At 68.6% G+C, this 11690-nt stretch carries 13 protein-coding genes; 7 read left to right on the top strand and 6 right to left on the bottom strand.

What is annotated here, in order from left to right:
* From M6444_RS14720 to leuC, 3 genes are all read right to left on the bottom strand, one after another.
* Nucleotides 1–464, bottom strand: a 464-nt coding sequence (locus M6444_RS14720; RefSeq protein WP_298328841.1) for an HU family DNA-binding protein, incomplete at its 3' end; no start/stop codon positions are given.
* A gap of 116 nt (nt 465–580) precedes the next feature.
* Nucleotides 581–1171 carry a 3-isopropylmalate dehydratase small subunit gene (leuD, locus tag M6444_RS14725; RefSeq protein ID WP_298328843.1) on the bottom strand — a complete coding sequence of 197 codons (591 nt, stop codon included), beginning with the start codon at nt 1169–1171 and terminating at the stop codon, nt 581–583.
* Nucleotides 1172–1250: 79 nt separating this feature from the next.
* Nucleotides 1251–2663: a 3-isopropylmalate dehydratase large subunit gene (gene leuC, locus M6444_RS14730; RefSeq protein WP_363326382.1), complete on the bottom strand. Its 1413-nt coding sequence runs from the start codon at nt 2661–2663 to the stop codon at nt 1251–1253.
* Nucleotides 2664–2743: 80 nt separating this feature from the next.
* On the opposite strand from leuC, the gene M6444_RS14735 reads away from it, so the two are divergent.
* Nucleotides 2744–3466, top strand: coding sequence for an IclR family transcriptional regulator (locus M6444_RS14735; RefSeq protein WP_298328847.1), 723 nt, complete (start codon nt 2744–2746; stop codon nt 3464–3466).
* 10 nt (nt 3467–3476) lie between these two features.
* Here M6444_RS14735 and M6444_RS14740 read toward each other — a convergent pair whose 3' ends face one another.
* Nucleotides 3477–3941 (bottom strand): hypothetical protein, encoded by a 465-nt coding sequence (locus M6444_RS14740; protein WP_298328849.1) that lies wholly within the window; start codon nt 3939–3941, stop codon nt 3477–3479.
* A gap of 220 nt (nt 3942–4161) precedes the next feature.
* Here M6444_RS14740 and M6444_RS14745 point away from each other — a divergent pair, with 220 nt between their 5' ends.
* From M6444_RS14745 to M6444_RS14755, 3 genes are all read left to right on the top strand, one after another.
* A complete protein-coding gene (locus M6444_RS14745) occupies nt 4162–4542 on the top strand; it encodes a helix-turn-helix transcriptional regulator (RefSeq protein ID WP_363326383.1) in 381 nt (126 codons plus the stop codon).
* 130 nt (nt 4543–4672) lie between these two features.
* Nucleotides 4673–5452, top strand: coding sequence for an alpha/beta hydrolase (locus M6444_RS14750; protein WP_298328854.1), 780 nt, complete (start codon nt 4673–4675; stop codon nt 5450–5452).
* Between the two features lie 19 nt (nt 5453–5471).
* Nucleotides 5472–5894 carry a VOC family protein gene (locus M6444_RS14755; protein WP_298328856.1) on the top strand — a complete coding sequence of 141 codons (423 nt, stop codon included), beginning with the start codon at nt 5472–5474 and terminating at the stop codon, nt 5892–5894.
* A gap of 1 nt (nt 5895) precedes the next feature.
* On the opposite strand, the gene M6444_RS14760 is transcribed toward M6444_RS14755, so the two are convergent.
* Entirely contained in the window at nt 5896–6909 is a 1014-nt protein-coding gene (locus M6444_RS14760) for a Gfo/Idh/MocA family oxidoreductase (protein WP_298328858.1), read from the bottom strand.
* Between the two features lie 228 nt (nt 6910–7137).
* Here M6444_RS14760 and M6444_RS14765 point away from each other — a divergent pair, with 228 nt between their 5' ends.
* The 3 genes from M6444_RS14765 to M6444_RS14775 are packed head-to-tail and all read left to right on the top strand — an operon-like array spanning nt 7138 to nt 10034.
* Nucleotides 7138–8202: an iron ABC transporter permease gene (locus M6444_RS14765; RefSeq protein WP_298328859.1), complete on the top strand. Its 1065-nt coding sequence runs from the start codon at nt 7138–7140 to the stop codon at nt 8200–8202.
* Between the two features lie 45 nt (nt 8203–8247).
* The gene (locus tag M6444_RS14770) at nt 8248–9255 is read left to right on the top strand and encodes an ABC transporter substrate-binding protein (protein ID WP_298328861.1); all 1008 of its coding nucleotides are present in this window, start codon (nt 8248–8250) and stop codon (nt 9253–9255) included.
* The gene (locus M6444_RS14775; protein WP_298328862.1) at nt 9252–10034 is read left to right on the top strand and encodes an ABC transporter ATP-binding protein; all 783 of its coding nucleotides are present in this window, start codon (nt 9252–9254) and stop codon (nt 10032–10034) included. The genes M6444_RS14770 and M6444_RS14775 overlap by 4 nt, the downstream gene beginning before the upstream one ends.
* 25 nt (nt 10035–10059) lie before the next feature.
* Here M6444_RS14775 and M6444_RS14780 read toward each other — a convergent pair whose 3' ends face one another.
* A complete protein-coding gene (locus M6444_RS14780) occupies nt 10060–11544 on the bottom strand; it encodes a sulfatase-like hydrolase/transferase (RefSeq protein WP_298328863.1) in 1485 nt (494 codons plus the stop codon).
* Nucleotides 11545–11690 lie beyond the last annotated feature (146 nt).

Below are 11690 nucleotides of genomic sequence, written 5' to 3' on the forward strand. Positions count from 1 at the left end.
ACCTTCTTCGCAGCAACCTTCTTCGCCGACGCCGACGACGTCGACCCCGATGCCTTCTCGTCAGCCGAAGGCGTTGCCGTCGAAGCTCCATCATCGCCGCGCTCACCCCGGACCGTGTCGGCGGCCCTGCGAGCAGCCGACGACGCGACCCGGCTGGCCGACTCGGCGGCCGAAGCCGCCTGCGACGGGACCATCGACAGCGACTGCACGACGCGCGAGCGGACCTTACGCACGCCCGCGACCACGTCCTTGAGTTCGTCAGTGGGAGCGAAGGTGGGCACGATTCTGCGCTTGGACCCCTCGCTGCCGCGGTCGAACACGCCGAGACCCCGCACGGCCACCTTCTCGCCGGCCGCGAGTGACTTCGTGATGCCCTCGACGACAGCATCGAGCGCGTGCTGGGCCACCTCGCGGTTGCCGTCGAAGCGCTCGGCGATCCGGTCGATCAGCTTCTTCTTACTCACCGTCGCTCCTCAACCCGATGTCGCGACGCCCGAGGTCCGGCCGTCGTGATCCACACGCTAGGCAGTCCCGGGGCCGCACACAACGACAACAGGGAGATACCCGGCGTGTCGCCGGGTCAGGCGAGTGTGCGCGGCTTGTGGGACGGCCGAGCGGTTTCGAAATCGGCGATGGCGTCGACGTGGCGCATGGTGAGCCCGATGTCGTCGAGGCCCTCCATCAGCCGCCAGCGCGTGTAGTCGTCGATACCCATGGGCGCGACGATGTCGGCGCAACGGACCTCGCGGTGTTCGAGGTCGACGGTCACCTCGGTGCCGGGTTCGTTCTCGAGCACCTTCCAGATCTGCTCGATGTCGTCTTGTGCCAACTCCCCGGTGAGCAGCCCCTGCTTGCCCGAGTTGCCGCGGAAGATGTCGGCGAACCGCGAGGACAGAACCGCCTTGAAGCCGTAGTCCTTCAGCGCCCAGACGGCATGCTCACGCGACGAGCCGGTGCCGAAGTCGGGCCCGGCCACGAGCACCGAGCCGGAGCGGTACGCAGGCTGATTGAGCACGAACGACTCGTCGCCGCGCCAGGCCGCGAACAGCGCGTCCTCGAACCCGGTGCGGGTCACCCGCTTGAGGTAGACGGCGGGGATGATCTGGTCGGTGTCGACGTTGCTGTATCGCAGCGGCACGCCGATGCCGGTGTGGCGGCTGAACTTCTCCATAGCTCCCTCTGTTTCGGCAGTCCGCCATGATCATCGACGGGGCCTGGTCTGGCGCGCGGACCCGTCGACGGTCATGGGATCAGCTGATCGACGGTTCGAGGTCGGCAGGCGACGACAGTGTGCCGCGCACGCCGGTCGCTGCGGCGACCAACGGGCTGACCAGATGAGTACGTCCGCCCTTGCCCTGTCGACCCTCGAAGTTCCGGTTCGACGTGGAGGCACTGCGCTCGCCGGGCGCGAGCTGGTCCGGGTTCATGCCCAGGCACATCGAACAGCCGGCGTGGCGCCATTCCGCGCCGAACTCGGTGAACACCTTGTCGAGGCCTTCGGCCTCGGCCTGCTGCCGCACTTTGAACGACCCCGGGACCACCAGCACCCGGACGTCGTCGGCCTTGCGCCGGCCCCTGATGACCTCGGCGGCGGCACGCAGGTCCTCGATGCGCCCGTTGGTGCACGACCCGATGAAGACGGTGTCGACCTTGATGTCGCGCAACGGGGTGCCGGGCTCCAGGTCCATGTACTCCAGCGCCCGCTGCGCCGCGGCCCGAGCGGTCTCGTCGGCGATGCTCGCGGGATCCGGCACCGAGCCCGACAGCGGCAGGCCCTGGCCAGGGTTGGTGCCCCAGGTGACGTACGGCTCCAGGGAGTCGGCGTCGATGGTCACCTCGGCGTCGAACACGGCGTCGTCGTCGGTGCGCAAGGTGCGCCAGTACTCGACCGCGGCGTCCCACTCCTTGCCCTCGGGGGCGTGCGGGCGGCCTTTCACGTACTCGAACGTGGTTTCGTCGGGGGCGATCATGCCGGCCCGCGCGCCTGCCTCGATGGACATGTTGCAGATGGTCATCCGCGCTTCCATGGACAGCTGCCGGATCGCCTCGCCGCGGTACTCGAGGACGTAGCCCTGCCCTCCGCCGGTACCGATCTTGGCGATGACGGCGAGGATGATGTCCTTGGCCGTGGTGCCCGGGCGCAGTGTCCCCTCGACGTTGATGGCCATGGTCTTGAACGGGTTCATCGGCAGGGTCTGGGTCGCGAGCACGTGCTCGACCTCCGACGTACCGATACCGAAGGCCAGCGCGCCGAACGCGCCGTGGGTCGAGGTGTGCGAGTCGCCGCAGACGACGGTCAGGCCCGGCTGGGTGAGCCCCAGCTGAGGGCCGACGACGTGGACGATGCCTTGGTCGACGTCACCGAGCGGATGCAGCCGGATACCGAATTCCTGGCAGTTCTTGCGCAGCGTCTCGATCTGGGTGCGGCTGGTCAGATCCGCGATCGGCTTGTCGATGTCCACCGTGGGGGTGTTGTGATCCTCGGTGGCGATGGTGAGGTCCGGCCGGCGTACCCGACGGCCCGCGAGACGAAGTCCTTCGAAGGCTTGCGGACTCGTCACTTCGTGGACAAGATGAAGATCGATATACAGGAGGTCAGGCTCGCCCTCGCTCTGGCGCACGATGTGCGCGTCCCACACCTTCTCGGCCAGGGTCTTGCCCATCACCGGCTCCTGTTCGTCGTCTCGAATCACCGCAGGGACAGTACTTGAAGTCTCGTATGCTGAGATGGCAGTATCGACTCATGGACAACTCTAGCGGAGTCGGCGTTCTGGACAAGGCAGCTCTGGTCTTGTCTGCTCTCGAGGCTGGGCCGGCGACCCTGGCCAACCTCGTCGCATCAACTGGACTGGCTCGACCCACAGCCCACCGTCTCGCCGTCGCTCTGGAGCATCACCGATTGGTCTCCCGCGACCTGCACGGACGATTCGTCCTCGGCCCACGGCTGGCCGAGCTGGCGACGGCCGCCGGTGAGGACCGGCTGCTCGCCGCGGCCGGCCCGGTCCTCGCCCGGCTGCGCGAAGCGACCGGCGAGAGCACCCAACTCTTCCGTCGCCAGGGCGACCAGCGCATCTGCGTCGCCGGCGCCGAACGTCCGTCGGGCCTGCGCGACACCATCCCCGTCGGGGCGACGGTGACGATGCTCGCCGGTTCCGCCGCGCAGGTCTTGCTCGCCTGGGAGGAACCCGAGCGGATGCATCGCGGCCTGCAGGGCGCGCGGTTCACCGCCACCATGCTGGCAGCCGTACGACGGCGTGGCTGGGCACAGAGCGTGGGCGAGCGCGAACCGGGCGTGGCCTCGGTCTCGGCGCCCATCCGCTCGTCCAGCGGACGCGTCGTGGCGGCGGTTTCGGTGTCCGGGCCCATCGAACGGCTCACCCGCCAGCCCGGACGCGTTCATGCACCGGCTGTGCTCGCTGCCGCCGAACACCTCACCGGCGTGCTGCGGACGGCGGAGGACGCGTAACGAGGAGGGTTCAGACCGGACGATCCGAGTGCGGTGCGGGAACGACTCGCGCCAGGAGCCACCCCACCGCACCGACGGCCGCACCGACCAGCGCTCCGGTGACGACGCTGCTCACCAACGCGGACCCGCGGATGACGGCGGCTTCGACGATCGGCGGCAGGCGGTCGGCCAGGTTTCCCCCGAGCGACGGCGGATCACCGTCATAGGCGTAGGTCCACAGCATCTGGTGGACCACGCCGAGAACGAGCCCGTAAGCCAGGCCCACGGTGATCAGTGTGACCAGTGGGTTCGGCACTCGCCGCCACAGCACGACGACGAGCCAGAGCGCCAACGGGGCGAACACGAGGACCGCGTTCACCGTGGCATCGACCGGACCGAGATCGTGCGCGACCGCGCGGGGCGCACCCAGCCCGGCGAGACCAACGACGCTCCACGGCGACAGGCCCGTGGCGCGTCGGATCCGCTCGGATCGCATGCGCTCCACCCTTCTCCCGACACCACCGGTACTCCGGCTGCTCACCTGATGCTTGCGAATCTAGGCGCCCCGCGACGCCGCCCGCGTCACCCTCGAGTTGTGTTCGTGCCTGCACCCCTCGGTGTCATCACGTGGCCATGGCTACGACTGGAAGAGGTTCTCGGCCATGGAATCGCGCGCTGTGCGCGATGATGGACCGGTGAACCGCCCGGCACCGGCGATGTCGAGGCACCTGTTGCGGGTGCGCGACTTGATCGACCGCGCCTATGCCGAAAATCTCGACGTCGCGGCGCTGGCCCGCAGCGCCTGCGTGTCTCCTTCGTACTTCAGCCGCAGCTTCAAGGCCGCCTTCGGCGAGACGCCGCACCAGTACGTGATGAGCCGCCGGATGGAGCGGGCCAAGGCGCTGCTACGCGCCGGCGAGTTGACGGTGACCGAGGTCTGCCTGGCGGTGGGGTTCACCAGTCTCGGCTCGTTCAGCACCCAGTTCCGCCGGTTGGTCGGCGAGAGCCCCAGCGCCTATCGCGACCGCGGCGGCCACGACGCGTTCGCCCAGCTGCCCGGTTGTTACGTGCGGATGCTGACCCGTCCGCGGCCGTGATGCCGTGGGCCCGGCACGCGCGGCCGGTGAGATTGGGCGGTTTTCGAGAAGCCTGCGGCCGTCGCGTCGGCCTACGTTCGGGCCGAGACCGCAGAGCACTGCGGCCAGGACAGCGACAGGAGGCCTCGCCATGCAGCAGATCATGTCCGCCGACGGCACGACCATTGCTTTCGACCAGCTGGGCTCGGGCCCGCCGATCATCGTGGTCGCCGGCGCGTCGTGCGACCGGGGCGCCGACGCCGCGATCGCCGAGGCCCTGGGCCGGCACTTCACCGTGCTCAACTACGACCGTCGTGGCCGCGGCGACAGCACGGACACCCTCCCGTACGCCGTCAGCCGGGAGGTCGACGACCTGCGCGCTGTGCTCGACGCCGCCGGCGGATCGGCCAGCGTGCTCGGCTTGTCCTCCGGTGCGGTCCTGGCTGCCGAAGCCGCCGCCAGCGGGCTGGCCATCGATCACCTGATCATGTGGGAGCCGCCGTTCAGCACCGACCCGGACGGCCCGCGACGGGCCAAGGAGTACGCCGACCGGCTGCACGACCTGCTGGCGGCCGGCCGCCGCGACGACGCTCTCGCGCACTTCATGACACTGGTGGGTGTCCCCGAAGACGTCATCGCCGGGATGCGCGAATCCGAACACTGGCGGCACGGGCTCAGCCTGGCCCCTACGCTGGCCTACGACGCCGCCGTCATGGGGGACAACACGGTGCCGGCCCAACGCTTCGCCCGGATCGGCGTGCCCACTTTGGTGCTGGCCGGAACGCAGAGCCCGGCCTTCATGCGAGAAGCCGCCAGGCACACCGCCGCGGCCATTCCGGCGGCTCGCACCGAGATCCTCGACGGGCAGGATCACAATGTCGCCGGCGTGGTCATCGCACCGGTCGTGGCGGCGTTCGCCGGCCGGTCGTGAGCGGGCGAGAGGAATCATCATGATCGGCGGTATCGCCCTGGTGTGCGTCAACGTCCTCGACATGGACGTGGCCCGTGACTTCTACGTGGGCACGCTCGGCTTCGAGGTCGACATCGACGCGGTTCACGACGGTTTCCACTGGTTCGTCGTCCACGCGCCGGACCAGCCCGAGGTGCCACTGATGCTCGTCCTTCCCGGCCCGCCCCAGGTGAACGGCGAATTGGCCGAGCAGATCCGGTCGCTGGTGGCGACCGGGCACATGAGCGTCGGCGCCTTCGCCACCAACGACTGCTGGGCGACCTACCACGAGCTGAAAGCCAACGGCGTCGAGTTCATCGAGGCGCCCGAGGAGCGCTTCTACGGCATCGACGCCGCGTTTCGCGACCCGTTCGGCAACCATTGGCGGCTGACCCAGCGCAAACCGCTCACCCCGCCCGCGTGACTCAGCCGTCGTCGGGACCTCGAGCGGCGCCGCCGGCGGCTGCGACGATGCGCTCGAGCACCGCCATGTTCGCGACCGCGTCCTCCGGCGGCGTCGGAACCGGCGTGTCGGCACGGATCGCGGCGGAGAACAGCTCCCCCTGGATCTGATACTGATCGGCCGGGGCGAATTCGAACACCTCGGTTCCAGGTGCCACCGGCGGCGTGCCCCCTGCGTACCGGACGATCCGCGTCGGCAGGTCGGGCGGGATGTTGAACGGGATCTCCACCGACAGCCGACCTTCGGTCCCGAGTAGCTGAACGTGCTGGTAGGGCTCGTGCTGGGTGGAGCACGACAAGACGGCGTGGCGTCCGTCGAAGTCAAGCACCGCCGAGGTGAGCACGTCGGTGCCGAAGGTGGGGTCGCGACGAAGCGCGGCGTGCACGGCGGTGGGCTCGGCGCCGAACATCATCCGGGCGACGTTGACCGGATAGCAGCCGATGTCCATCAGGCCGCCGCCGCCCAGGTCGGCGATGTTCCTGATGTTGGCCGGGTCGAGGTTGTGGTAGGCGAAAAAGCCGTGGACGGCTTGAAGCTCGCCGATGCTGCCGCCGGCCACCAGCTCACGCACCCGCACCCACGACGGATGCAGCCGGTACATGAACGCTTCCATCAGTTTGACGCCGGCCTTCGCCGCGCCCTCCACCATGGTCGCCGCCTCGTCGGCGCTCATGGCCATGGGTTTTTCACACAGCACGTGTTTACCGGCCGCTGCAGCTCGCAGCGTCCATTCCGCGTGCAGGTTGTTCGGCAGCGGCACGTAGACGGCCTCGATGTCGGGGTCGGCGAGCAGTGCTTCGTACGACCCGTACGACCGCTCGATGCCGAGGCTCGCGGCGACCTCGCCCGCCCGGTCCGCGTTGCGTGATGCCAGCCCGAGGATGTGGCAGTTGGCGGCCTTCTGCATGCCCGGAATCACCTTGTTCACAGCGATCGCAGCAGCTCCCAGCACTCCCCAGCGAACCGGATCGGTCATCGCGGCGCTCCCCACATGTCGACGTCGGCGTTCGGGCTCACCGTAGTCGGCGCCGCTTCGTCCGGAGTTTCGGACTGGCGCGCCACCGGCCTGATGCGACATAGTCGCACCTATGACTTGCGACTGCGTCGCATGTAGGGACACGCATGGAGGAACCGGGGTCGGCGGCCGTCGGCGAGGCGCGAGGGAGGCAGTGTCCTGACGCTCAAGACGATCGGGCTGCCCGACGTGGCCGACGACGACCTCGGCCAGGCCGGGAAACGACGACGCAGCGCGCTGTGGCTCAGCGGGTTGTCCGGCGCACTGCTGATCACGCTCGTCCTGGCCGTCGGGCTGGGCGCCGTGGCCATCTCGCCGGCCACCGTGGCCCAAGTCGTCACGCATCACGTCGCGGGTTGGCCGGCCACACCGACGTGGGACCGGGCCCAGGACGCCATCGTGTGGCAGGTGCGCCTGCCGCGGGTCTTGCTCGGGGCCCTGGTGGGCGCGGCACTCGCGGTGTGCGGCGTGGCGTTGCAGGCGATGGTGCGTAACCTGCTGGCCGACCCGTACCTGCTGGGGGTCACGTCGGGGGCGTCCACTGGTGCGGCGGCGGCCATCCTGTTCGGGCTGGGGGCCGGATTCGGTGAGAACGCACTGTCGGCCAGCGCCTTCCTCGGCGCCCTGGCCGCCTCGATCGTCGTGTTCGTGGTGGCGCGCGCGGGCGGGCGGATCACGTCATTGCGGCTGCTCATGGCCGGCGTGGCCGTCGGGTACGCCCTCTACGCTGCGACCAGTTTCCTGATCTTCGCCTCCGACTCCGCCGAAGGCGCCCGCTCCGTGCTGTTCTGGCTGCTCGGCTCGCTGAGCCTGGCGCGTTGGTCCTGGCCGTTGGCCATCGTGGTCGTCATCGTCTGCGTGACCATCGCGGCGCTGATGACGTGGAACCGACACCTGGACGCGCTGGCCATCGGTGACGAGACCGCGCTCACGCTCGGCGTCCCGCCCACCCGGTTCCGGGTGCAGCTGCTGATCGTCGTCTCGCTGTGCGTCGGTGCCGTGGTGGCCGCTGCCGGCGGCATCGGCTTCGTCGGCCTGGTGATCCCCCACGTCGCGCGCCGCTTCGTCGGCGCCGCCCACGCCCGGGTGGTGCCGGTGGCCGCCCTGATCGGCGCGATCTTCCTGGTGTGGGCCGACGTCGCCGCGCGGGTGGTGCTGGTGCCACAGGAACTGCCGATCGGCATCATCACCGCCCTGATCGGCGCGCCGTTCCTGCTGGTTCTCGTTCGGCGTTTCCACGCGAACAGCACGTGATCGGGTACTCCGACCCAGCTGCGGTATTCGATGAGGAGAGCAAGGATGAGCCCGAGACGCGGACGACGGATGCTGACCGCGGTGCTGGCACTCGGCCTGCTCGCCACGGCCTGCGGAACAGGTGACCGTGACGACCTCGACGACGCCGCGGCGACGGGCGGCGGTGCGCAGTACCCGTTGACCATCGAGAACTGCGGAGTCGACATGACGTTCGACGCACCACCGGAGCGGGTGGTCCTGCTGGAGAGCGCGCCGGTGACGACCATGTACGAGCTCGGCGTCGTCGACACCGCGGTGCTGCGCGCCGGAGCCTTCCCCGAGGAGTACTACAGCGACGAGGTCAACGCGGCCATCGACGGTATCGACTCACTCGGTGAGGACGTCGACGAGAGCGGTCACCTGCAGATCTCGCGTGAGGTCGTCATCGCCCAGCAACCCGACCTCGTGATGGGACTGCCGGACGGCATCACCCGCGAAGCCTTGGCCGACGTCGGCATCAACGCGCTGGAGCAGCCGGTCTATTGTCCGCAGCGTTCGGCCGCGACCACCTTCGACGACGTTTACGAGCAGGTGGAGACGTACGGGCGGATCTTCGACCGCCGGGACGAGGCCGCTGCCGTCGTCGCCTCGTTGCGCGACCGGGTCGCCGCGGCCGAACAAGCCGTCGCCGACGCCCCCGAACGGACGGCAGCGGTCCTCTACCCCACGGTCGGTGGCGGCAGCGGCTATGCCTACGGCAACAAGAGCATGGCCCACCCGCAGCTCGAAGCGGCCGGCTTCACGAACGTCTTCGGCGACGTCGACGAACGGGTCTTCGAGGTGACGCTGGAGCAGATCATCGAACAAGACCCGGATGTCCTCGTCCTGCTGTACACCGACGGCGACCCGGCCGAGGTCAAGGACGCCGTGGTCGACCTGCCCGGCGCCGAGGGCATCACAGCGGTACGAAACGACGACATTCTCGTCCAGCTGTTCAATTTCACCGAACCGCCCACCCCGTTGTCCGTCGACGGGCTGGAACGCATCGTCGAGCGATTCGGACCCGGCCGATGATCACCGCCGAGGACGTCTCGTTCGCCTACGCTGACACGCTGGTGCTCGACGGCGTCGGCGTCGCCGCCGGCCCGGGTCACGTCATCGGCCTGATCGGCCCGAACGGCAGTGGCAAGACGACACTGCTGCGCACCCTCTACGGCGCACTGAGCCCGCGGGCCGGGTGGATCAGCCTGGACGACGCTCCGGTGAGCGAGCTGGGCGCACGCGAGCTCGCCCGGCGGATGGCGGTGGTGGTCCAGGAGGGCTCGGGCGAGCTGCCGCTGACGGTCAGCGAGACCGTGCTGCTCGGCCGTACGCCGCATCTGACCGCCTTCCAGCGGCACTCCCGCGACGACTTCCGGATTGCTGCCGCGGCGTTGAGTCGGGTGGGTGCTCGCCATCTGGCAGACCGAGTGTTCTCGGGTCTGTCCGGCGGCGAGAAGCAGCGCGTCCTGATCGCCCGGGCACTGGCGCAGCAGGCGGATCACCTGCTGCTGGACGAGCCCACGAACCATCTCGACATCCGCTACCAGCACGAGGTCTTGCAACTGGTCAGCCAGCTCGGTGTCACGACCATCCTGGTCCTGCACGATCTCAACCTGGCCGCGCGCTACTGCCACCAGCTCGTGCTGCTCGACGGCGGCCGCGTCGCCGCGGCCGGCACGCCGGACGATGTCCTTCACCCGGACGTGCTGGAGCCGGTCTACCGGATCGGCGTCCAACGGATCGGAACCGACGACGGCGTGCAGCTGCTCTTCCATCCGTTGCCGCCGTCGTCGGCCGCCGAAAGCAGCTGAGACGCGGTCGTCGACGTCTGGACGGTCAGGTAGCTGGCCGTTGCGGCCTCGTCGAAGCGAACAGTGCGTTGGCATCCGTGGTCGTGTCCACGTCGTACATCGTCGTCATCCAGTGGTGAAAGTTGTCTCCGCGCTCGCGCAGGAGGTGATGTAGCCGCCGGGTCAGTCGTGAGCGCACGGGCGCCAGTTCCGGATGCTCATATCGGTTCTGGAGCTCGTGGGGATCGGCCTGCAGATCGTAGAGCTCGTTGCGCGACTCGGGATTGACGACCAGCTTGTACCGCTCGTCGCGGATCATGCGCTGGGGGTACGGAAAGTGGTGGCCGTGGAATTCGGCCACGAGCTCGCGCGGCCAATCGACATCGTCGCCACGGACCAGCGGGAGCAGGCTGCGGCTGTCCACCGCCGGCGCCGGGTCGGCACCGGCAAGGTCGAGGATGGTGGCCGTCATGTCGGTCAGCGAGGCGAACTCGTCGCACACCTGACCGGCAGGCATTCCGGGAACCCGGACGATGCCGGGGATGCGGTAGACGTCCTCGTACATGGCCGGCCCCTTGTCATGGAGCCGGTGCGAACCGGTGAACTCGCCATGGTCGGCGGTGAAGAACACCGACGTGGTGTCGGTCAGGCCGAGTTCGCTCAGCGCGGTGAGGATTCGGCCGACTTGGTGGTCGATCAGCGTCACGTAACCCCAGTACGCGGCGATGAGCTGGCGCAAGGTCTCCGGTCGCATCGTGTCGAAGCCCCAGTGCGCGCTGTAGTTGCGCTGGACTTCCGGTTTGCCGGCGAACGTCTCCACAAGCGACGGCGGTAGGTCGATCTCGTCGGGATCATGGAGATCGAAGTATTCGTCCGGCAGCAGGTAAGGCAGATGCGGCCCGAAGAAGTGCGTGGCCAGAAAGAACGGCGCGCCGGTGCTCACGCTCCGGCGCGCGTACGTTTCCAATTGCTGAATCGTGCGAGTAGCCAGGTAATGCTCGAAGGTCGCCTCGACGGGCTGCTCGAGCCGTCCAGCCATGAGGTGTTCGATTCCGCTCGGGGTGCGCGCGTACACGGGCTCATTGACGACGTGCTCGGGTAAGCCGTGCTCGGCGAGATAGGCCAGGTAATCCGGATGGTCGACCGGATTGTGCCAGCCCGGCATGTGTGGTCCGTCGAAACCGAAGTCTGCGGCCGTGCGGTGGGTCCCGACGTGCCATTTGCCGAACAGCCCCAGGGCGTATCCGTGGTCTCGAAGCGGCCCGGCGAAGGTGAACTGATCGTGGGGTAGGTCCTCCATGTACCCGACATTGCGTTCGTAGTTGGCCAGGAGTTTGTGCCGGAAGGGCGCGTGACCCGTCAACAGGCTGGCCCGTGCTGGTGTACAGATGGCCGTCGGCGTGTAGAAGCGGTCGAACGTGGTTCCGGCCGCGGCCAGCCGGTCGATGTTCGGGGTGCGAATCCGCTGGTTACCGTAACAACCGAGCGTGTCGACCCGGTGCTGATCGGTCATGAGGAACAGGATGTTCACGACGGGTCCTCTGCTTCGGTGTCACGTGACTCACGACCGCACCGTCGACTCGTGTCGGGGCAGCCTCACAGGCCGATGCGTCGGCCTTCGGCAGCCGAGCGGCGGACGGCATCGGTGAACTCCATGTACCGCACCGCGGTGGCGAC

Source organism: Haloactinopolyspora sp., from assembly GCF_027324685.1.
GTDB lineage: Bacteria > Actinomycetota > Actinomycetes > Jiangellales > Jiangellaceae > Haloactinopolyspora.